At 73.0% G+C, this 21,271-nt stretch carries 15 protein-coding genes; 4 read left to right on the plus strand and 11 right to left on the minus strand.

Annotated features, from left to right (window positions below; genetic code table 11):
* Positions 1-162: 162 nt before the first annotated feature.
* From ahcY to ACIBCM_RS29565, 8 genes are all read right to left on the minus strand, one after another.
* Positions 163-1,620: an adenosylhomocysteinase gene (gene ahcY, locus ACIBCM_RS29530; protein WP_399248471.1), complete on the minus strand. Its 1,458-nt coding sequence runs from the start codon at positions 1,618-1,620 to the stop codon at positions 163-165.
* A gap of 774 nt (positions 1,621-2,394) precedes the next feature.
* A complete protein-coding gene (locus ACIBCM_RS29535; protein WP_399248473.1) occupies positions 2,395-3,372 on the minus strand; it encodes a cation diffusion facilitator family transporter in 978 nt (325 codons plus the stop codon).
* A 260-nt stretch (positions 3,373-3,632) separates the two neighbouring features.
* Positions 3,633-4,880, minus strand: coding sequence for a mannose-6-phosphate isomerase, class I (manA, locus tag ACIBCM_RS29540; protein ID WP_399248475.1), 1,248 nt, complete (start codon positions 4,878-4,880; stop codon positions 3,633-3,635).
* A 72-nt stretch (positions 4,881-4,952) separates the two neighbouring features.
* The gene (locus ACIBCM_RS29545) at positions 4,953-6,089 is read right to left on the minus strand and encodes an SIS domain-containing protein (RefSeq protein ID WP_399248477.1); all 1,137 of its coding nucleotides are present in this window, start codon (positions 6,087-6,089) and stop codon (positions 4,953-4,955) included.
* A 123-nt stretch (positions 6,090-6,212) separates the two neighbouring features.
* Positions 6,213-6,395, minus strand: coding sequence for a Trm112 family protein (locus ACIBCM_RS29550; protein ID WP_399248479.1), 183 nt, complete (start codon positions 6,393-6,395; stop codon positions 6,213-6,215).
* Between the two features lie 771 nt (positions 6,396-7,166).
* On the minus strand, positions 7,167-7,442 hold the full coding sequence (locus ACIBCM_RS29555) for a hypothetical protein (protein ID WP_399248480.1): 276 nt from the start codon (positions 7,440-7,442) through the stop codon (positions 7,167-7,169).
* Between the two features lie 224 nt (positions 7,443-7,666).
* The gene (locus ACIBCM_RS29560; RefSeq protein WP_399248482.1) at positions 7,667-9,031 is read right to left on the minus strand and encodes a phosphomannomutase/phosphoglucomutase; all 1,365 of its coding nucleotides are present in this window, start codon (positions 9,029-9,031) and stop codon (positions 7,667-7,669) included.
* A gap of 64 nt (positions 9,032-9,095) precedes the next feature.
* A complete protein-coding gene (locus ACIBCM_RS29565) occupies positions 9,096-9,548 on the minus strand; it encodes a metallopeptidase family protein (RefSeq protein WP_399248635.1) in 453 nt (150 codons plus the stop codon).
* A gap of 589 nt (positions 9,549-10,137) precedes the next feature.
* Between ACIBCM_RS29565 and ACIBCM_RS29570 the strand changes: the two genes are divergently transcribed.
* Positions 10,138-10,563: a DUF3499 domain-containing protein gene (locus ACIBCM_RS29570; RefSeq protein WP_389264807.1), complete on the plus strand. Its 426-nt coding sequence runs from the start codon at positions 10,138-10,140 to the stop codon at positions 10,561-10,563.
* A 114-nt stretch (positions 10,564-10,677) separates the two neighbouring features.
* Here ACIBCM_RS29570 and ACIBCM_RS29575 read toward each other — a convergent pair whose 3' ends face one another.
* The 3 genes from ACIBCM_RS29575 to ACIBCM_RS29585 form a co-directional block, all read right to left on the minus strand.
* On the minus strand, positions 10,678-12,315 hold the full coding sequence (locus tag ACIBCM_RS29575) for a DUF5719 family protein (protein ID WP_399248484.1): 1,638 nt from the start codon (positions 12,313-12,315) through the stop codon (positions 10,678-10,680).
* The gene (locus tag ACIBCM_RS29580; protein ID WP_399248486.1) at positions 12,312-16,310 is read right to left on the minus strand and encodes a glycosyltransferase; all 3,999 of its coding nucleotides are present in this window, start codon (positions 16,308-16,310) and stop codon (positions 12,312-12,314) included. The genes ACIBCM_RS29575 and ACIBCM_RS29580 overlap by 4 nt, the downstream gene beginning before the upstream one ends.
* 873 nt (positions 16,311-17,183) lie before the next feature.
* Positions 17,184-17,447: a WhiB family transcriptional regulator gene (locus ACIBCM_RS29585; RefSeq protein WP_006348971.1), complete on the minus strand. Its 264-nt coding sequence runs from the start codon at positions 17,445-17,447 to the stop codon at positions 17,184-17,186.
* A gap of 793 nt (positions 17,448-18,240) precedes the next feature.
* On the opposite strand from ACIBCM_RS29585, the gene ACIBCM_RS29590 reads away from it, so the two are divergent.
* From ACIBCM_RS29590 to ACIBCM_RS29600, 3 genes are all read left to right on the plus strand, one after another.
* On the plus strand, positions 18,241-18,741 hold the full coding sequence (locus ACIBCM_RS29590; RefSeq protein WP_399248488.1) for a cysteine dioxygenase: 501 nt from the start codon (positions 18,241-18,243) through the stop codon (positions 18,739-18,741).
* A gap of 13 nt (positions 18,742-18,754) precedes the next feature.
* Complete coding sequence (cofD, locus tag ACIBCM_RS29595; RefSeq protein WP_399248490.1) at positions 18,755-19,711, plus strand: 2-phospho-L-lactate transferase; 957 nt, start codon at positions 18,755-18,757, stop codon at positions 19,709-19,711.
* A 110-nt stretch (positions 19,712-19,821) separates the two neighbouring features.
* Positions 19,822-21,255: a coenzyme F420-0:L-glutamate ligase gene (locus ACIBCM_RS29600; protein ID WP_399248637.1), complete on the plus strand. Its 1,434-nt coding sequence runs from the start codon at positions 19,822-19,824 to the stop codon at positions 21,253-21,255.
* The last annotated feature ends 16 nt before the right edge of the window (positions 21,256-21,271 follow it).

The raw sequence follows: 21,271 nt of genomic DNA on the forward strand, positions 1-21,271 counted from the left end.
CTACCGGCTACCGGCTACCGGCTACCGGCTACCGGCTACCGGCTACCGGCTACCGGCTACCGGCTACCGGCTACCGGCTACCGGCTACCGGCTACCGGCTACCGGCCTGAGCGTGCTGGGCGGTAGCCGGTGGGTCAATCGGCCGGGCGGGTGGTGTGGGGGTCAGTAGCGGTAGTGGTCCGCCTTGTAGGGACCCTCGACCTCGACGCCGATGTACGCGGCCTGCTCGGGGCGGAGCGTGGTCAGCTTCACGCCGAGCGAGTCCAGGTGGAGCCGGGCGACCTTCTCATCGAGGTGCTTCGGCAGCACATAGACGTCGGTCGGGTACTCCTGCGGCTTGGTGAACAGCTCGATCTGCGCGAGCGTCTGGTCGGCGAAGCTGTTGGACATCACGAAGGAGGGATGTCCGGTGGCGTTGCCCAGGTTCAGCAGGCGGCCCTCGGACAGCACGATGATGACCTTGCCGTCCGGGAAGGTCCAGGTGTGGACCTGGGGCTTGACCTCGTCCTTCACGATGCCCGGGATCTTGGCCAGGCCGGCCATGTCGATCTCGTTGTCGAAGTGGCCGATGTTGCCCACGATCGCCTGGTGCTTCATCTTGGCCATGTCCGCGGCCATGATGATGTCCTTGTTGCCCGTGGTGGTGATGAACAGGTCGGCCTTGTCGATGACCTCGTCGAGGGTGGTGACCTGGTAGCCGTCCATCGCCGCCTGGAGGGCGCAGATCGGGTCGATCTCGGTGATGATCACGCGGGCACCCTGACCGCGCAGGGATTCCGCGCAGCCCTTGCCCACATCCCCGTAGCCGCAGATCACGGCGACCTTGCCGCCGATCAGAACGTCGGTGGCACGGTTGATGCCGTCCACCAGCGAGTGGCGGCAGCCGTACTTGTTGTCGAACTTCGACTTGGTGACGGCGTCGTTGACGTTGATCGCCGGGAAAAGGAGGGTGCCGTCGCGGTGCATCTCGTACAGGCGGTGGACGCCGGTCGTGGTCTCTTCGGTGACGCCGCGGATCTCGGACGCCAGCCGGGTCCACTTCTGCGGGTTCTCGGTGAGGGTGCGGTTCAGCAGGGTGAGGATGTGGCCGTACTCCTCGCTGTCCGCCGTCGAGGGGTCGGGGGCTTCGCCCGCCTTCTCGAACTCGACGCCCTTGTGGACCAGGAGCGTCGCGTCACCGCCGTCGTCGAGGATCATGTTCGGACCGCCGGTGGGCGTGTCGGGCCAGGTGAGGGCCTGCTCCGTGCACCACCAGTACTCCTCCAGGGTCTCGCCCTTCCAGGCGAAGACGGGGACGCCCCGGGGATCGTCCGGAGTGCCGTTCGGGCCGACGGCGATAGCCGCGGCGGCGTGGTCCTGGGTGGAGAAGATGTTGCAGGACGCCCAGCGGACCTCGGCGCCGAGGGCGACCAGGGTCTCGATCAGGACGGCGGTCTGCACGGTCATGTGGAGTGAACCGGTGACACGGGCGCCCGCGAGGGGCTGCTGCTCCGCGTACTCCTTGCGGATCGACATCAGGCCGGGCATCTCGTGCTCGGCGAGGGTGATCTCCTTGCGGCCGAAGGCGGCGAGGGAGAGGTCGGCGACCTTGAAGTCCTGGCCGGTGGCGACAGTCGTCATTACGGGCTGCTCCTCGTGGTGTCGGTCGAGGGTGGGTAGGGCTCGCTCTGCGGCGGCGGGCGCACGAATGCCCGGGCCACACGCAGTGCAGTCCGTCGGAGGCCCTCTCTCCCTCGGCCGGTCCCCGAGGGACCGCCCGACCGCCATCAGCAGCGACGTCTGACTCTGGTCACGAATCTACACCGATCGCCCCCGCGCGCCCCAGCCCGCAGGGGGCGGGATCCGGACATACGGGGCCGATAAGGGGGTGGACCCGAGCTGTTTCGGGGTCGAAGGGTCCCGGCGGCGGGGTTCCGCGCCGCCCACCCGGCGCCCGCACCGTCCCACCACCGGGCGCCGGGCGCCGGGCGCCGACCGCCCGGCAGTGGGACGGTGCGGGGCGGGCGGTGGAGAAGTCGGCACGGTGCGGGCGGCCTCCGGGCCCGTGCCCGGGAGACGTGCTGAGCCGTACGGCCGGTGGTCCAACCCGCCCCCCGGGCTCCGGCAGCCTTCGGGTGCTTCGCCGGGGAGCCGGGGGCCGCGGGGCCTGGTCCCCGGGCCGGGGCGTACCGGAGCAGCGGAGTGCCGATGGGGCCGGACGAGGAGCCGGAGAGGAGAGGAGGGGATGGGCACGGAGAACTGGTTGTGGTGGTGCCGTGAGCACAGGGGAGGTGGCGGCGAAGTGATGACGCGGTGATCTGGGAAAGGGTGGAGAGAGGGTGCGGGAACCAGGCTCCCGCGCCCGTGAGGCCGCCGGCGGCCGGTCGGGCGAGGGGCCGGTCTCCGTCAGAAGGGTCAGTGGGGGACGTCCGGGGACGGGCCGCCCGGGGACTTCGCCGGGTTTACGCCCGCCGCCGCGGCCTCTTCGCTGTAGATGTCCGGCTCCAGGTAGATCACGCGCGCGATGGGGACGGCCGTACGGATGCGGTCCTCGGCCGCGTTGATCGCGTCGGCGATCTCGGTGGCGGTGTTGTCGTGCCGTACGGCGACCTTGGCGGCGACGAGCAGTTCCTCGGGGCCGAGGTGGAGCGTACGCATGTGGATGAGGCGGGTGACCCGCTCGCCGTCGACGACGGCGGCCTCGATCTTGCGTACCTCTTCCACTCCCGCGGACTCCCCCAGCAGCAGGGACTTCGTCTCGGCGGCCAGGACGATCGCGATCAGGATGAGCAGGACACCGATGCAGAGCGTGCCGATGCCGTCCCAGACGCCGTCGCCCGTGGCCAGGGCCAGGCTGACACCGGCGAGGGCGAGCACGAGACCGACCAGGGCGCCGAGGTCTTCGAGGAGGACGACGGGGAGTTCGGGGGCCTTGGCGTGGCGGACGAACTCCTTCCAGGACTTCCCGCCGCGCACGGCGTTGGACTCCTTGATGGCCGTACGGAAGGAGAAGGTCTCCGCGATGATCGCGAAGACGAGGACGCCGACAGGCCAGTACCAGGCCTCGATGGCGTGCGGGTGCTTGATCTTCTCGTAGCCCTCGTAGATCGCGAACATGCCGCCGACCGAGAAGAGGACGATGGAGACGAGGAACGCGTAGACATAGCGCTCGCGGCCGTATCCGAAGGGGTGCTGAGGCGTCGCCTCGCGGGTGGCGCGTTTGCCGCCGACGAGCAGAAGGCCCTGGTTGCCGGAGTCCGCTAGGGAGTGGACGCTCTCGGCGAGCATCGACGACGACCCGCTGAACAGGAACGCGACGAACTTAGCCACCGCGATGGCGAGGTTGGCGGCGAGTGCCGCCACGATCGCCTTGGTTCCGCCTGACGCGCTCATGGGTTCCGGGTGTCCCTTCGTGGCGATGGTGCCGTTGCCGCCGTGTCCGCGTACGGCGGTGGTGCGTACCGCGTCGGCGCCGTAGGGCGAGGCCGCCTGACGGCCGAGTACCGCGTCCGCGAGCTGCTGCCCCCCTGCCGCGATGTCTCGCGTCCAGCCGACGCCGGCTGTGCTGCTCGGTACCGGCCGGGGCGGAGCGTGGCTCGCCCGGCCGTGCGGTGCGGGGCGCCATTGTTGCAGTACGGGCGGGCAGGTTCACGTCAGTCGGGGACGGTTGCCCTGAAGAGAGTTCCGGCGAGGCCGCCGGTGCCGGAAATCTCCACTTTCTCACCGGCTGGGACGAAGACGGACTCTCCGGGGCCGAGAATCAGTTCGCCCGCGGGCGCGGTGGCCGAACCCGAACCCGAACCCGAACCCGTGCCCGTCTCCGTCTCCGTCTCCGTCTCCGTCTCCGTACCGGACAGGGTGATCCGGCCCTCCGTGCAGAGCAGGATCTGCGGGGCGGGCACGGTCAGATCGTGCGGTGCCGCGTCGCGCGCGACGAGAAGGCGGGAGAGGCGGAACTCGTCGGCCGGGGTGTCGTACACCTCTTCGCCCGCCGGTGACGCCTCGGGACGCAGCACGGCGGGTTCGGCCGGTTCGAAGCGGACGACGCGCAGCAGTTCGGGGACGTCCATGTGCTTGGGGGTGAGTCCGCAGCGCAGGACGTTGTCGGAGTTGGCCATGATCTCGACGCCCATTCCGCCGAGATACGCGTGCGGGACCCCGGCGCCGAGGAACAGGGCCTCGCCGGGCTGGAGCCGGATGTGATGGAGCAGCATCGCGGCGATGACACCGGGGTCGCCGGGGTAGTGGCGGGCGATGTCCGCGTACGGGGCGTAGGGGCCGCCGAGCCGGCTCGCGGCGGCGGCGGCCTCGGCGACGGTCTCCGCCATCTCCTCCCGGCCCGCGGTCAGCACCGCCGTGAGGACCTCGCGGAGCGCGGCGTCCTCCGGGTGGGCGCCCAGCAGATCGACGTACGGCTTGAGGGAGTCGACGTCGAGCCCGGCGAGGAGTTCCGCGGACGCGAGAGGCGGACGGAATCCGCACAGGCCCTCGAAGGGGGTGAGCGCACAGATCAGTTCGGGCTTGTGGTTGCCGTCCCGGTAGTTGCGGTGCGGGGCGTCGACCGGGATGCGGGCGCGTTCCTCGGCGGCGTACCCCTCCCGGGCCTGGGCGAGATCGGGGTGGACCTGGAGGGAGAGCGGGGCTCCGGCGGCGAGGATCTTGAGCAGGAACGGGAGGCGGGGGCCGAACCGTCCGGCGACCCGGCCGCCGAGTTCGCGTACCGGGTCGACGGCGATCACATCGTCGAGCGGGCCCCGGTCGAGACGGGAAGGAGCTCCGGGGTGTGCGCCCATCCACATCTCGGCCTGGGGCTCGCCGGTGGGCTCGGTGCCGAGCAGCCCGGGGATGGCGGTCGTGGATCCCCAGGCGTACGGGCGCACGGTGTTGGAGAGGCGGTCCATGATCTTCTTCCTGCGTGGTGCGTTGTACGTGGTGCGTTGTACGTGGTGCGGCGTGCGGTCGGGCCGACGGCGTCAGGTGGGTGTGTCCGGGGTCGCGAGCGCGAGGTACACGGCGGCGAAGTCGGTGACGGCGAGCAGTTCGGCGATCGACTCCAGGTCGGTGCCGTCCTCCGGTTCGAGTTCGCTGATCGCGGTGTCATGGCTGAGCGCGAGTTCGCGGGCCGCGGGCGCGGCGGTCAGTCCGCCGGTGGGGCGGTCGCGGAGCAGGACCACGCGGGCGCGCAGGGCCTGTGCCTCCGCCACCCGGTCGCGGAAGAAGTCGTCCGGGTCGGCGCCCGCGGCGAGGCCGCCCACGAGCAGGACGCCGTGGGCGGGAAGGGCCTCGGGGAGTTCGGCCGCCAGCGCGGGGCGCCCGGCCAGTTCGGCCAGGACGGCGGCGAAACGGCGGCCCGCCGGGGCCGCGCCCGGGCCCTCGGTCCAGATCAGGGGGAGGGTGTCGGCAAGTTCGGCGGCCAGGGTCTTGGCCGGGTTGCTGTACGTGGCGATGGCCGGGCCGCAGCGTTCGGCGGCGCGGTCGAGGCGGTCGGCGACCCTGGCGAGGGTCTCCGGGGGTGCTTCGAGCAGGCCGACGCGGTCGAGGAGCGCGAGGAGCGGAGTGAACAGGGCCCACAGTGAGCCCGGGCCCGCCGCGAGGGTCTCCTCGTCGAGTTCGTGCGGGGCGGTGGCCATCGGGACGACCAGGCCGTGCGTGCCGTCCACAGCCTCGGCGAGCGGAGAGCGCTGCGGGGCGACGGAGACAACGGTGCAGCCGCGGCGGTACGCCTGCTCGGCGAGGAGCGCGAGGCCGGGCTCGCTGCCGTCGGTGGTCACGACGAGCAGGAGGTCGAGGGAGCCCGCCCAGCCGGGGAGCGCCCAGCGGAGGGCGCCGGCGGCGGGGGCGACGCCGGTGGGATGCAGACGGGTGACGGGGGCGCCGGCCCCCGCCAGCGCGCCGATCAGGTCGGCGACCCCGGTGGCGGCGGTGCCCGAGCCCGCGATGAGGACGGCGCGGGGGCGGCCCTCGGGATTCAGCGCGGCGATTCCGGCCTCGGCGGCGTGGCGCGCGGCGGTCCGTACTCTGGCGCCCGCTTCCGCCGCACCCCGGAGCAGTCCCCTCCGGTCGGCACGGGCGAGGGCTTCCGGGTCGTCGAGGAGTGACTCGTCGAGCATGGGGTGGGGCCTCCGATCGCCGGGGTTGCCGGGGGATCGCCGTTCGGTCGCGGTGGTCGGGGTCGGGTCGCGGTGGTCGCGGCTTGGCGCCCTACCTTAGGGCCGGGGCGCCGGCCGCGGGGTTCAGGCCGGACGCCGGGCTTCGCCGACGAGGAGTACGGGGATGTCGTCCCGTACGGGGTAGGCGAGGCCGCAGTCCGTACCGGTGCAGATCAGCTCGGGGGTGTCCGCGGCGCTGCTGTCGCTCAGGGGGGCGTGGCAGGCGGGGCAGGCGAGGATGTCGAGAAGACCGGCTTCGAGCGGCATGGTGCGGGGTCCCTTCGGGCGGCTGCGGCGATGGTCGTGTGACGGCCGTTGCTGTGACGTGCTGTTGTGACGGTGACGGGCCTGTCCGGCCGCCGTGCGGCGGCGCTGCCGGACATCGGCGGACGCGGCCGCGGGCGGGCGGATCGGGCCACGTCAGGGTACCGCTGGGGGGAGGCGCGTCGCGTGTTCTGCCGGGTGGGGGGCGAATGCGGGGGTCCGCGTACAGGAGCGGGATGCCTGGTACGGGGACGAGGGTTCCGGTACGAGGGCGGGTGCCGGTTGCCCGGGGGTGGGAGGTCGCACGGAGCGCGGGGGCTGTTCCCGGCCACCGTCCTGAGGAGCGTGATGGGGGCTGCCCCAGGTGGGAGCAGCGTGTCGGCGGGGTCGTGGCAGGGGCGCCCGGGGCCGGGCCGGTGCGCAGGCCTGCCTGCACCGCTCCGGAACACGGCCTCGGGACAGCGGGCCGCGTCGGCTCTCGGCGGCGGCGTGCGGGCTGGTCCCCGAGGTGCCGGCCCCGCACGCTCATGGTCCTGGCAGGCCGGAGCGAACGGCAGCGGTCCGCGCCGTGTAAAGGAACGGCAGCGGTACGCACCGGGGTGCCTCCAGGGCACCCCACCCGCAGAAGGCCCGCAGCCGACGGGCCCCTTACCGCTCCGGTCGGACCGGGCCCGGAGCGAGGGGGCTCCCGGCCATACGGTCACCGGCGCGCGGCCGCCCGAGGTTCAGGGCTGTGGGCTCACGGTCATGAACGCCACCGGGCCCGGAACCGCTCTACACGATCATCAGAACCGCCCCCGCGACCAGCAGGGAACCGACCACAAGGGCAAGGTGGCCGAAGGACTTGACCGCGCTCTCTTCGGGAAAACCAGGACTCGGCGACCTCCCCGTACTGGCCACCAGGTCTTCCAGCGACTTCGAGATCCTCCGGCTCTGCCCGGAGAGCGCCACACCGGCAGTGAGAAACAGCGCCCCGACGAAGGCCATGAACAGCTTGGCCTCCAGAGGCGTCTCAGTCGCAGTCGCAGTCGCCGCAACCATCGTCGACATTCCAAGCCCCTGCCCCTGAGTGTCTCTCCTCCCCCGGCCCGCAACGGCGGACCGGCGCCTGAACGGTTCACCCGCCCACCCGGATCCTTGCCCGGAGCCTCGAATCGCCGATCCGGGCAGCCGTACCGCCGGTCCGGACAGCCGTACCAAGGCAACCGTGCCCGCAGCCGGACGGGCCCGGGCCGGCGCACTGCCCCTGGGCCAGGGGCAGTGCGCCGGAGGGATCAGGAGGTGTGGATCAAGGAGAGGACCTCGTCGCGGGTCTTGGCGAGGGTGGCGGGGTCGCGGGCCTCGACGTTGAGGCGGAGGAGGGGCTCCGTGTTGGACGGGCGGAGGTTGAACCACCAGTCGGGGGTGGAGACGGTGAGGCCGTCGAGGGTGTCGATCGCGACGTCGGGTCGGGACTCGAACGCGGAGCGGACGGCGGCGGTGGAAGCGGCCTGGTCGGAGACCGTGGAGTTGATCTCGCCGGAGCCCGCGTAGCGGTCGTACTGGGCGACCAGCTCGGACAGCGGCCCGTCCTGGGTGCCGAGCGCCGCGAGGACGTGGAGGGCGGCGAGCATGCCGGTGTCCGCGTTCCAGAAGTCGCGGAAGTAGTAGTGGGCGGAGTGCTCACCGCCGAAGATCGCGCCGGAGCGGGCCATCTCCTGCTTGATGAAGGAGTGGCCCACGCGCGTACGTACGGGGGTGCCGCCGTTCTCGCGGACGACCTCGGGGACCGACCACGAGGTGATCAGGTTGTGGATCACCGTGCCGCCGGGGTGCTTGGCCAGCTCGCGGGCGGCGACCAGCGCGGTGATCGCGGACGGCGAGACGCCCTCTCCGCGCTCGTCGACGACGAAGCAGCGGTCGGCGTCGCCGTCGAAGGCGATGCCGATGTCGGCGCCCTCGGCGCGGACGCGCGCCTGGAGGTCGACGATGTTCGCCGGGTCCAGGGGGTTGGCCTCGTGGTTGGGGAAGGTGCCGTCGAGCTCGAAGTACATCGGGACGAGGGTGACGGGAAGCGGCTCGAAGACCGTGGGGACCGTATGGCCGCCCATGCCGTTGCCCGCGTCCACGACCACCTTGAGCGGGCGCATGGCCGACAGGTCCACCAGGGAGAGCAGATGGGCCGCGTACTCGGCGAGGGTGTCGTGCTCGGTCACCTTCCCGGGCTCGGCGACCGGCTCGGGCGCCCCCTCCTCGGACCAGGTCTCGGCGAGCGCGCGGATGTCCGCGAGGCCCGTGTCCTGGCCGACGGGAGCAGCGCCCGCGCGGCACATCTTGATGCCGTTGTACTGGGCGGGGTTGTGCGAGGCGGTGAACATCGCGCCGGGCAGCCCCAAATGGCCGGACGCGAAGTAGAGCTGGTCGGTGGAGCAGAGCCCGATCAGGGTGACGTCCGCGCCGCGCGCCGCCGCCCCGCGGGCGAACGCGCCGGACAGCCCCGGAGACGACGGACGCATGTCGTGGCCGACGACGATCGCGTCGGCCGCCGTCACCTGGACGAACGCCGCGCCGAACAACTCGGCGATGGACTCGTCCCACTGATCCGGCACCACCCCGCGAACGTCGTACGCCTTCACGATCTGCGACAGATCAGCAGCCACTGGCCGGCCTTCCTGGAGTCCCTGCGGTCTACTCGTGCGAGTCAGCCCAAACTATCCGAACACTTCAGTCCTGGCCGTACCGCGGGTCAACCGACTCGGGTGCCAGCCCGAGCAACTCGGCCACCTGCTCCACGACCACCTCGTGGACGAGAAGCGCGCGCTCCTCACGGTTCTTCGTACGGATCTCGACGGGCCGCCGGTAGACGACGATCCGGGCGCGGAGGCCCTTCTGCGCGGGAAGCGAGGTGCCGAGCGGCACGGTCTCCTCGGGGGCGGTCGGCACGTCCAGTACGAGAAAGTCCACCTCGGCGAGCTGGGTCCAGCGCCGCTCCAGCCGTTCCACCGAGTCCTGGACGAGATCGCGGAAGGTCTCCGCACGGCTGGCGGAGAGGGGTACCTGGGGCGGGGCGACGGGCCCCCGCATCCCGCGTCCGTGACGATCGCGGCGGCGCGGCCGCGGCTCGGGCGGACGAGGTCTGCCCGGCTCGCTCGGGCGGGGCGGTACGGAACTGTCCATCACTCACGCAGGGTAGCTCTCCGGGGCCCGCCGGACCGGGTCAGCGCACGGCGGGGCCGGCCGGGGAGGCACCCGTCGGCGCGAAGGCCCCGACGGCGGTCCGGCGGGCCGGCCGGCGGGGGCGCGGACGGCGGCTGGGAGGCAAGCCGGACAGAAGGCGGAACGGGAGGGTTCGGACAGCCCGGACGACCAGGATCACAACCGTGCCGGACGGGCACGCCCCGAGACGGACGAGGGCACGGCCCGGAGGCGGACGCCCGGGGCCGCGAGATGGCGGCGCACAGGCCGCCGGGACCCACCGGACGGCCCAGCGGCGCGACACCAATGGCGGTGCCGCGGGCCGTCCGGGGGCTGTAGCGGGGGGCGGCGCCGCGGGCGTGTCGGCAGTTGACCGATCCGGCGGTTCTTACGGTCGGTTGCATGCCCGGCGGTGATCGCCGGGCGTTCGGCGAATGACCTGATTTACGTCACGTCATGACCGCCTCACCAGCTGTCACCACCCTCCCTCCACTCCTTACCCGCAGGTCAGAAGGGGTCTCCGGGAGCCCCGGGTCACGTGGATCACGGCACGACACGGTGGAGTGACCTGGTGGAGAGTCGTCGCAGCCCGTTCAAGAGTGCGGTACCGTCCAACATCGTGAGCCCTGTACGTCGATGTTCGCGCACCGCGTGCGGCCGCCCTGCCGTCGCGACACTGACGTACGTCTATGCCGATTCGACTGCGGTCCTCGGCCCGCTCGCCACCTATGCCGAGCCCCACTGCTACGACCTGTGCGCCGAGCACAGTGAGCGTCTGACCGCCCCGCGCGGCTGGGATGTCGTACGGCTCACCGACGGATCGGCCCCGGCCAGGCCCAGCGGTGACGATCTGGAGGCCCTCGCCAACGCCGTACGGGAAGCCGCCCGTCCCCAGGGACGTCCGGCCGCCGAGGCGCAGAACGGACGGCGGTCCGCCGATCCGATGGAGGTCGCCCGGCGGGGGCATCTGCGCGTACTGCGGTCGCCCGACTCCTGACCCGTACCGCCGCAAGACCGCCGGACCTGCACCGCCGAGGCCCGCACCGCCGTAAAGGCCGGACCGCCGAGGCCCGTACGGCCGTAGGTCCCGGTCAGCAGCTGTCAGCCACTCTCAGTCGTCGAGGACCGACAGGTCCGCCTCCGCCTTCGGGACCGAGACCGTGCCCCGGTCGTCGGGGAGCGTCTGGACCGTGAACATCGCGATACCGTCCTTCGGCAGCGACAGCATGCGGGACGCGTGCACCGGACCACCGGATTCGGTCTCGACGGTCAGGGCGTACGAGCCCCTCAGGCCGTCGGGCGCGGGCGGGGTGAGCGCCAGGGTCGTACCCGCCTTGACGGTGTACTTCTTGACCACCGGGGTGCCGCCCCCGGTGCCCGCGGACGCGGTGACCCTGACCTGGGCGGTGGCGCCGGGCGCGATCAGGGCGAGGGTCGAGCCCCCGGCGCGGTTGTCGGCGACGCTCGCGCGCTCGCCCACCGGCGCGGCGGCCGGAATGAAGGCGACCTCCTGCTTGGCGCCCTTGCCCCGGACGACCCGCAGCGCGGCGACGACCGGGGTCCGCCCGGCGGCCCGGGAGGGGCTGAGGATCAGGGAGCCCGCCTCGCCCTTGGTGAGGTCCTTCAGATCGAGGCTCGCGGTCATCCCCGACTTGACCCGCAGGGTCTCGTACCCGGCCGGAACGATCGTGCCGCCGGGCGTCGCGAGCTGAACCTTGAGATCGGCGTCGTCGTCACCGGGGGCGAAGGCGACCAGGCGTACGGAGACGGCGTCGGCCGGGATGCCCGGCAGCACGGCCGTCGGGGCGGGGGCGGCCGAGGCGGCGAGCCAGTCGCTGCCCGTTCCGTCCTCGGCGGCCCGCAGGACCGCGCCGACCCGGCCCGAACGGGTCGAGACATGGACGGCGAGGTCCCAGACGGCCTCGGAGGTCAGGGTCGACAGCAGTACGGGGACGCTGGCCCCGGCCGGTACCGGGATGCCGTCGGTGAGCGTGGTCTTCACCGGGCCGGTCCTGCCGTACAGCTCGATGTCCACGACGGCGGGGGTGTCGTCGGGGTTGGTGAGATGGACGTAGTCCTGGCGCTCCTTGGCGGTGGAGGCACCGGGGAACCAGAAATCGGTGTCCGGGCCGGTGCAGGTGGTGCCGAGCAGTCCGCGGGCCTCGCCCGCGGTGACCGTGGTGGTCTGCTGGGCGGTCCAGCCGGGTGCGAGCGGGCCGGTGGCGGTGCCGATGAGCGCGGGGGCGTCTCCGCCGCTCGCCTTGGCGGTGGCGGGTGTGCCGGGCTCCTTGAGGGAGACGACCGGCTTCTCCGCCTCGGGCTTCCTGGCCGTGCCCCTCCCGGCGGCGGGCTTCCCCGCACCGGCCCTTTCGGTCTTGTCGGTCTTCTCGGTCTTGTCGGTGGGGGCCTTCCTGGGCTCGGCCGCCGGATCCGAGGCGGACGGCCTGAGCTCCGCCGTACCGGACGCCCCACCGGACGCGTCCGACCCACCCGACGCGTCCGACCCACCGGAGCCGTCGCTTCCCGCCCGGTTCCCCGTCGCGGGAGTGAACGAGGTGTACTCCGTCTCCGCGATCTCCGAGGTACTGGGAGCGGGACAGAGCAGGCTGGAGCGCTCGACCGGAAGCCGGGCGGGCGTCTTCGCCGCTGTCGGGGAGTCCTCGCCGCCGGGCGCGGCGACCGAGGCGACGCCGGTGATCACGGCGAGGGCGGCCGTGGTGGCGAGCAGGGAGATGGTCGTGCGCTTCACTCTGTCTCGCCTCGCGTCGCATGGGGGCCGGCCGGGTAGCCCGGGTAGTCGGGGTCCGTCCCGGGCGGGTCCGGGTAGGAGGGGTCGGGGTACGCGGGATCCGGCCGGCCGTCGTTCCCGTAGGCGGGGTCGGCCGGGTAGGGGTCGGCGGGATACGCCTCGGACCGGTAGGCGCCGGACTGGTAGGACTGCCCGGGGTACGGGCCCCCCATCCGGTCCTGACCCTGCGGCTGATCCCCGTGGCCCGGGCCCTGGTCGTAGGCGCCCTGGTAGGGATCGGTCCGGTAGGGGTCCGCCGGGTACTCCTGCTGGGCGTACTGCCCGGTCCCGTACGCGTACTGCTCCTGGTACGGGGCCTGCGCGGATCCCTCCGTCCGACCGTGCCCCTGGGCCTGGGCCTGGCCGGGAATCCGGCCGTGGACCCGGGTCCGGTCGACGTCGTGGCCCGAGCCCTGGCCCTGGTCGTGGCCGTGGGACGTGACCTGGTCCTGGCCGTAGGACGTGCCGGGCACGGCGTGCATCGGGTCCTGGCCCTGCCCCTGGGCGGGAATCCCCGCACCGGCCGCCGGCCCGCCGGGAGCCCCGGTGCCGGGGTGCGTGCCCCAGCCGCCGTACGGGTCCTGCTCACCGGTCCCCCGGTCGTACGGGTCGGCCCCCGGAACCCCCGGAACCGGTCCCCCGGCCTCCGGCGGGAGCTGCGCGGCGGCCTGGCCGGCCCCCGCCGCCTGTGCTTCGTGAGCCTCCTGAGCCGCCTGGGCGCGCAGCCTGCGGGCCCTGCGGCCCTCGCCGTCCACGGCCTGGACGGGCACGGCGGCGACGGCCTCCTCCGGAAGGTCGTCGTCGACCTGCGTACGCCTGCCGGGCAGCGCGAGCACCACCAGGACGAGCACCAGGAACGCCTGCGCCCAGATCCAGACCCTATGGGTGACGGGCTCGTCGTACCTCAGGTCCAGCCGGCCCCCGTCGGCGGGCAGTTCAAAGCCCTGGGCCCAGCCGTCGACGGTCGTCTTCTTCAGCACGCGGCCGTTCAGGGTCGCCTGCCAGCCGGGGTCGGCGCGGTCGGCGATCCGCAGGACACGGCCCTGATCGCCCGCCGGGATCCGGGCTTGTGCCTCGACGGCCCCGGAGGCCACGGGCAGCGGATCGTCCGTGCCGCTGACGATGGTGGTGCGCGCGACCTGGCGGTCGACGCTCCACAGGGCGCTGCCGTCGAGCTGGCTGAGCCGGGTGAGGCCCGGAGTCGCGTTCAGGACACGGCTGATCTCCCGGGGCGCTCCGTCGCGCACCAGGACGTAGCGGATCGCGAAGCCGCTCAGCTCGCTGGTCTGGTCGGCGCCGGAGCCGGCGACCAGATGGGCGACGACCTTGTCGAGGCGGGCGTCGCCGCCGCCCGCCTCGGCGAGTTCGGCGTCCCCGAGCCGCCCGCCCGATCCGCGTACGAGCGTGTACGGGACCTCGGCGGCGGAGGTGCCGCCGAGCACCAGGGTGCGGGGCTGGTCGCGGGTGCCGCTCTCCTCGGCGACGAACGCGGGGACCTGGACGGGGTCGCGGCGCTCCAGCGGACCGTCGGCGCCGCTGATCATCCAGGCGGCGGCGAGGTAGAGGGGAGCGAGTCCGGCCGCGGCGGCGACGAGGATGGCGAGCGGCTGGCGCCAGCCGAAGCTCTGGGAGGAGACGCGGGTGCGGCCCAGTTCCGCGCCGAGGACGGCCGCGGCGATCAGAGCGATCCCGTAGACGAGGGTGGCGGGCCCGGCCCAGCCGGAGCCGTTGGAGAGAACCGCGAGGACGAGCCCGGCGAGGGCCGCGGCCCAGGCCGTACGGATCGCGAACTGCCGGTCCTCGCGCAGCAGGGCGGAGAGCGCGGCGACGACGATGCCGATGAGCAGCAGGGTGCCGGCAGCCTTGGGGCCGCCGGGTGCGATGGCGAGCAGGTCGGTCGCGGACGCGGTGCCGCTGCCGATGTCGCGTCCGGCCTCGCGGAAGAACGCGGACGGGTCCCCCAGCAGGGTGAGCGACCAGGGCGCGAGGACGAGCATCGGGGTGCCGACGGCGGCGAGGAAGCGGAGCGCGTACGCGGTGATGTCGTCGCGGCGCAGTACGAGGACGCCGATGCCGAGGACGACGGCCAGCGGCCACACGACGGGGGTGAACGCCGTGGCGACCGTCAGGAGCAGGGCGTATGCCCAGGTGGCGCGCCAACTGCCCCGGGCGCCGGTGTGGAAGCCGTGGGCGGAGACGGCGGCGCGGGCGATCAGGGGCAGCAGGACCGCGAGGACGGCGGTGCCGAGCCGGCCGGTGGCGAGCGCTCCGGTGGCGGCGGGCAGGAAGGCGTACGCGACGCTCGCCCAGGCTCGCAGCAGCCGGGAGGTGACCAGCGGCCGGGAGGCGAAGTACGCGGTGAGCCCGGCGAGAGGTACCGAGCAGACGAGCAGCACGGTGAGGGCGAGGCCGGTGGAGCCGAGGAAGAGGGCGGACAGGGCCGCGAGGATGCCGAGGTAGGGCGGGGCGGTCTGGGTGCCGCCGGTGGACAGGGGGTGCCAGGCGTCGGCGTAGCGCGACCACAGCTCGGAGACCTCGCCGGGAGCGGGCAGCAGCGCTCCGCCCGCGAGCGCGCCGCCCGCGAGGAGATCGCGGCAGGCGACGACGGACACAACAAGGAGCAGGGCGAAGAGGACGGGCGCGGGCTTGCGGGCGATCTTCTTCAGCCGTGCGAACTGGTCGATCTCCAGAAAGTCGGCGTCGTCGCCGCCGGGGCCCGATTCGACGGCGCCGTGGCGGGAGCCGCCGGTCTCCGGGTCGCCGCCCGAGCCGAAGTGGCCCGCGATCTGCTCGACGGTCGCCCGGACAGTGGCGCCCGGGGGCGGGAAGAGGGGGCGCAGTTCGCTCGCCTCGACCCGGCGGGCGGAGCTGCGCGCTCGCCGTCCGGCGAGGATCCGCTCGGGGCGCAGCAGGGTGCCGAAGAGGCCCATGACCTCGTCGACGGCCTGGCCGGGGGCCTTGCCGAGGAGATAGGCGAGGGTGCGCAGCAGGGTGCCGAGCACGATCCGCAGCAGGACGTACGGGAGGGCGGCGGTACGGGCGTTGGTGAGGAGGGTGTAGACCGCTCCCGCCTTGTCGACGCGGTGGGGGTTGGCGACCGAGCGGCCCGAGCAGTCGACCGTACGGCGTTCGCGGGCGGCGGCCTCGGCGTGGCGCAGGACCGAGTCGGGGGCGATGAGAACGCGGTGGCCCGCGCTGTGGGCGCGCCAGCAGAGGTCGACGTCGTCGCGCATCAGCGGGAGGCGCCGGTCGAAGCCGCCGAGCTGCTCGAAGACGTCCCGGCGGATGAGCATGCCCGCGGACGAGACGGAGAGAACGGATCTGACCTGGTCGTGCTGGCCCTGGTCCTGCTCGCGCCGGTCCAGGCCGGTCCAGCGGCGTCCGCTGTTGGCGATGGAGACGCCCGCTTCGAGAAGCTGGCGGCGGTCGTACCAGCCGCGGAGCTTGGGGCCGACGATCGTGGCGTGCTCGTTGGAGTCGGCGACGCGCAGCAGCTCGCCGAGGGCGCCGGGTTCGGGGGCGCTGTCGTCGTGGAGGAGCCACAGCCACTGCACCGGTTCGCCGTACGGCAGTTCCGGCATGTCGTACGCCTCGTCCTGCCAGGTCCTGGTGACGGGGTCCCAGCCGCTGGGCCGCTTCAGATAGGGCAGGTCGTCGGGGGTGAGCACCCCGGCGGTACGGGCGGCCTCGTCGACGGCCGCGCCGAATCCGGTGCGGCGCGCCAGATGCAGCACCCGGTCGGCGCCGAACGCCTCGGTGAGCAGCCGCGCGGAGTCGTCGGCGCTGCCGGTGTCGGCGGCGATGACGTTCTGTACGGGGCGTTCCTGGCCGAGAAGTCCGGCGAGGGTGTCGGAAAGCCAGCGTGCGCCGTCGTGCGAGACGAGTACGGCGGTGACGACATGCCGCGGGAATTCCTGCGGGTGCGCGGGGCTGAACGCGGCTGTGGTGGCGGACATCGAGGTACGGGCCCTCCGGCCAGGGGGTCGCCCCTCTGGGGCGCTGAAGCGTCTGGGACGGGGCCCCACCATAACGGTAGGCGCCTTGCGTGTGACCCGGGTTGCCCGTGGCCCCGGTCAACGGCGGGCTGACCGGACGCGGGCGGCGCGGAGGGAGCGGCGGCGGTACGGGTGGGGCGGAACCGGCCACACAGGGCCGGGCGGGAGGCGGGACGGGCGGGGCCCGGGCCGGGCGCGCGGGAATCCGGGCCCGGACCAGAAGCCGGACCGGGCGGGGCGGGCACGGGGTGGCCGTGCAGGGCGCGCGAGGAGCTGGACCGGGCCGGGCAGGAGAGTGAGGCGCCGCCTCGGGCCGGGCAGGTCGGGCGACCGGGTGTATTCAGGCCAGGGCGCGGGGTCGGCAGAACAGGGTCCGGACGGGGCAACGGCCCGGGGACCCGGACGGACACGTCGGGGACGTGGAGCGCGGCGGGCTGAGCTTCCGTCACCGGCCGGGCGGAGTCGGCCGGCCCGGGCCGGATCGCCGTCGCGCGGGAAGGCCCCGGCCCCTGGATTCACCCCGTGGCACAGCCGGGCGGCCCCCGGGCGATGTGGCCCGTACGCACGGCTCACGGCGACCAGGGCGGTTTCCGGTCACCACCGCGACCGCCACCGGGACTCCGACCGGGCCCGCCCTCGCGACCCCCCGCCGCGCCGCCGTAACGCAGAGCACGCTGAGCCGTAACGCAGAACGGCCCGCCGTCGGCGCCGAAGGCGCGCGTGGCGGACCGTGGTGCGGCGCGGTCAGAAGCGTAACGCCCCTGTCGGCGCCCCGTATTCGGAGCGTGCGGGATACGCCGGCCGACTGCTCGGGCCCATCGGTCCGCACCGGATTCAGACCGCCGCCTTCTTCAGCCGTCGGCGCTCCCGCTCCGACAGTCCGCCCCAGATGCCGAATCGCTCGTCGTTGGCGAGGGCGTACTCAAGGCATTCCGAGCGGACTTCACAGGCGAGGCAGACCTTTTTCGCCTCGCGGGTGGACCCGCCTTTTTCGGGGAAGAAGGACTCGGGATCGGTCTGGGCGCACAACGCGCGCTCCTGCCAGCCGATTTCGTCGTCCGCGTCTTCGACCAGCAGTTGTTCGAACAGCTCGGTCATGTGCGCCCCTCGTCTGTCTTGGCGTCCCCGTGATGTTGCCGTGATCGATTCGGCCGAACGACACGAGTGAAATTACAAGTGTGTGGATCCGGGCCAGTCAAGCCGAGATCTGCTATTGGGCCCCGTATTCACTCTGCGGAACCAAGGCTATGCGGAAAGTGTTCAAATCACCAAAAAACTGACACTTGCCTGCTAGGTGCCCCGCGATCCCCCGCGCCCTCCCCTCTTACGAAGGGAGACGTCCCCGCGTTCGATCTTGTTGCGATCGAGCCACTGAAGCGATCCGGATCACAGTCCGGTCACAGGATCGCCCGGAGGTTTACGGCGTGATCGGCGGTGACTGGCGCAGAGTGCGCGGTTGCTGCGCCATGTCTCCGGGCCGCGCACTGCACAAACCTTTCTCCGCTCTCCGTAACCGGATGAGGTGAAACATTAGGGCCAAATCGACCACCGAGTTGACATCATGGCGGCCCAGCCGTCACGGTGGGTCGCATGTCAGCGACCTCCGCGCCTCTCGCGACCCCCGTCCGTGGGTTCCGCAGCGCTGTACAGGCTCGCTGTCGCTGTTGCCGCCGCTCCTGCTGTTGATGCCCTAGCGCTCCAGCCGGACCACCGGGCGCCTGACACACCGGCCCCACCGGCACTCCCCGCGCCTCCGGGCTCACTCCAGCACCACCGGCCTCCCTCGCTGTTCCGCAGCCGTGTCCGACGAGTCACGTCCCACGCCCCACGTCCGCGATCCAGCGCGTACCGCACCGGACCCCCACGTTCTCCGCCGAGGAACCCCGCATCCATGAACAGCGACAGCGACCTCCAGATCGCCGGCGACATCCTCTCCGTCCAGCACCTTCTCCGCCCCGCGCCCGAGCATCCGGCCACCGTCGCCGAATTCGCCGGACTCGCGCGCGCCGTCGCCGCCGACCGCGGCCAGTGGGCCCCGCTCGTGCGCTACGACGCGACCACCCGCTGGTACCACCGTCTGCGCACCGGACCCGGCTACGAGGTGTGGCTGCTGTCCTGGGTGCCCGGACAGGGCAGCGGGCTGCACGACCACGGGCAGTCGTCCGGGCTGCTGACCGTGCTGGAGGGCCGCCTCACCGAGCACACCGCGCACGGCGCGCGGGTACGGGGACCGGGCACCCAGCGGGTGTTCGCGCCGGGCTACACGCACGAGGTGATCAATGATTCACTCGAACCGGCCGTATCCCTGCACATCTACTACCCGGGCCTGACCGAGATGCCCATGCACACCGCTCAGTGCGCCCCGGCGGCCCAGGATGTCGTACCGGCCTGAGAAGCTTGTCCGTATGCGCATTGTGGTTCTGGCCGGCGGCATCGGCGGCGCCCGTTTCCTGCGCGGTCTCCAGCAGGCCGCGCCCGAGGCGGACGTCACGGTGATCGGGAACACCGGTGACGACATCCATCTGTTCGGGCTGAAGGTCTGCCCGGACCTCGACACCGTGATGTACACCCTGGGCGGGGGCATCAACGAGGAGCAGGGCTGGGGGCGTACGGACGAGAGCTTCCGGGTCAAGGAGGAACTGGCGGCGTACGGGGTGGGGCCGGAGTGGTTCGGCCTCGGCGACCGTGATTTCGCGACCCATATCGTCCGTACGCAGATGCTCGCCGCGGGCTATCCGCTCAGTGCCGTCACCGAGGCCCTGTGCGCCCGCTGGAAGCCCGGAGTGCGGCTGCTGCCGATGTCGGACGACCGGGTCGAGACCCATGTCGCCGTCGAGATCGACGGTGAGCGCAAGGCCGTGCACTTCCAGGAGTACTGGGTGAAGCTGCGGGCCTCCGTGCCCGCGGAGGCGGTCGTGCCCGTCGGGGCGGACCAGGCGAAGCCCGCCCCCGGGGTACTGGAGGCGATCGGCTCGGCCGAGGTGATCCTCTTCCCGCCGTCGAACCCGGTCGTCAGCGTCGGCACGATCCTGGCGGTGCCGGGCATCCGGGAAGCCATCGCCGACGCGGGCGTCCCGGTGGTCGGCCTCTCCCCCATCGTCGGGAACGCGCCGGTGCGCGGGATGGCGGACAAGGTCCTCGAGGCGGTGGGCGTGGAGGCGACGGCCGCGGCGGTCGCCGCGCACTACGGCTCCGGGCTGCTGGACGGCTGGCTCGTCGACACCGTGGACGCGGACACGGTCGCGGACGTCGAGGCGGCGGGAATCCGCTGCCGGGCCGTACCGCTGATGATGACGGACGTCGACGCGGCGGCCGAGATGGCCCGGCAGGCGCTGGCACTGGCGTCGGAGGTCACGGCGTGAGCAGGGGTGCGGAGGACGCGGTCGCGGGCTCGGGTACGGGGGCGGCCGCGTCCGCCCTGACGGGTGCGGGGACGAAGACGGGTTCGGCTACGGGTACGGCCGCCGGGACCGTGACGGGTACGGGCACCGGCACGGCTACGGGTGCGGCTACGGGTGCGGCTACGGGTGCGGGCGCCGACGCGAAAGCCGGTGCGGAGGCCGGTGCCGGGGGTGGCGGCGGCGGTGCCGAGGGGGCCGGCCGGAGCGCGTACGAGGTCCGGGCGACGGCCGGGCTGCCGGAGATCAGGCCCGGTGACGATCTCGCCAAGCTGATCGCCGCCGCCGAACCGGGACTGGCGGACGGGGACATCCTCCTCGTCACCTCCAAGATCGTGAGCAAGGCGGAGGGCAGGGTGCTGGCCGCCGGGGACCGTGAGGCCGCCATAGACGGCGAGACCGTCCGGGTGGTGGCCCGGCGCGGCGGCCTCCGTATCGTCGAGAACCGCCAGGGGCTGGTGATGGCGGCGGCCGGGGTCGACGCGTCCAACACCCCCGCCGGGACGGTGCTGCTGCTGCCCGCCGACCCCGACGCGTCCGCGCGCGCCATCCGCGAGGGTCTGCGCGCCGCGCTCGGTATCGACGTCGGCGTCATCCTCACGGACACCTTCGGGCGGCCCTGGCGCAACGGGCTGACCGATGTCGCGATCGGCGCGGCCGGGGTGCGGGTCCTCGACGATCTGCGGGGCGGAACCGACACATACGGCAATCCCCTGAGCGCGACCGTCACCGCGACCGCCGATGAACTCGCCGCGGCCGGTGACCTGGTCAAGGGCAAGGCCGAGGGCCTGCCGGTGGCCGTCGTCCGGGGCCTCGGACATCTCGTGGGCGGGACGGACGGCGAGCGGGACGAGGGAGCGCGGGCGATGATCCGCCCGGCGGCCGACGACATGTTCCGGCTCGGGACGTCCGAGGCGGTACGGGAGGCGGTCACCCAGCGGCGTACGGTCCGGGAGTTCACCGACGAGCCGGTCGATCCCGGCGCGGTCCGCCGGTCCGTCGCCGCGGCCGTCACCGCGCCCGCGCCGCACCACACCACACCGTGGCGGTTCGTCCTCCTCGAATCGGCCTCGTCCCGCACGGAGTTGCTGGACGCGATGCGGGACGCCTGGATCGCGGACCTGCGGCGGGACGGCAAGTCGGAGGAGTCCGTCGCCAAGCGCGTGCGGCGGGGCGAGGTGCTGCGCCGGGCGCCGTATCTGGTCGTCCCCTGTCTGGTGATGGACGGCTCCCACCACTACGGGGACGAGCGGCGCGACGGCGCGGAGCGCGAGATGTTCGTCGTCGCGACGGGCGCGGGCGTCCAGAACTTCCTGGTCGCCCTGGCCGGCGAACGGCTGGGCTCGGCCTGGGTGTCCTCGACGATGTTCTGCCGTGACGTCGTACGGGAGGTGCTGGGGCTGCCGGCGGACTGGGACCCCATGGGAGCGGTCGCCGTGGGGCATGCGGCCGCACCGCCGAAGGAGCGGCCGTCCCGGGACGCGGGGGCGTTCATCGAAGTGCGCTGACGGGGGCGGTGGCCGG

Source organism: Streptomyces sp. NPDC051018 (assembly GCF_044456085.1).
Taxonomy (GTDB): domain Bacteria; phylum Actinomycetota; class Actinomycetes; order Streptomycetales; family Streptomycetaceae; genus Streptomyces.

Bases quoted from the DNA above. Each gene is read 5' to 3' on its own strand.
- ahcY (WP_399248471.1), bottom strand. From the start codon at position 1,620: ATGACGACTGTCGCCACCGGCCAGGACTTCAAGGTCGCCGACCTCTCC.
- ACIBCM_RS29535 (WP_399248473.1), bottom strand. From the start codon at position 3,372: ATGAGCGCGTCAGGCGGAACCAAGGCGATCGTGGCGGCACTCGCCGCC.
- manA (WP_399248475.1), bottom strand. From the start codon at position 4,880: ATGGACCGCCTCTCCAACACCGTGCGCCCGTACGCCTGGGGATCCACG.
- ACIBCM_RS29545 (WP_399248477.1), bottom strand. From the start codon at position 6,089: ATGCTCGACGAGTCACTCCTCGACGACCCGGAAGCCCTCGCCCGTGCC.
- ACIBCM_RS29550 (WP_399248479.1), bottom strand. From the start codon at position 6,395: ATGCCGCTCGAAGCCGGTCTTCTCGACATCCTCGCCTGCCCCGCCTGC.
- ACIBCM_RS29555 (WP_399248480.1), bottom strand. From the start codon at position 7,442: ATGTCGACGATGGTTGCGGCGACTGCGACTGCGACTGAGACGCCTCTG.
- ACIBCM_RS29565 (WP_399248635.1), bottom strand. From the start codon at position 9,548: ATGGACAGTTCCGTACCGCCCCGCCCGAGCGAGCCGGGCAGACCTCGT.
- ACIBCM_RS29580 (WP_399248486.1), bottom strand. From the start codon at position 16,310: ATGTCCGCCACCACAGCCGCGTTCAGCCCCGCGCACCCGCAGGAATTC.
- ACIBCM_RS29585 (WP_006348971.1), bottom strand. From the start codon at position 17,447: ATGACCGAGCTGTTCGAACAACTGCTGGTCGAAGACGCGGACGACGAA.
- ACIBCM_RS29590 (WP_399248488.1), top strand. From the start codon at position 18,241: ATGAACAGCGACAGCGACCTCCAGATCGCCGGCGACATCCTCTCCGTC.
- cofD (WP_399248490.1), top strand. From the start codon at position 18,755: ATGCGCATTGTGGTTCTGGCCGGCGGCATCGGCGGCGCCCGTTTCCTG.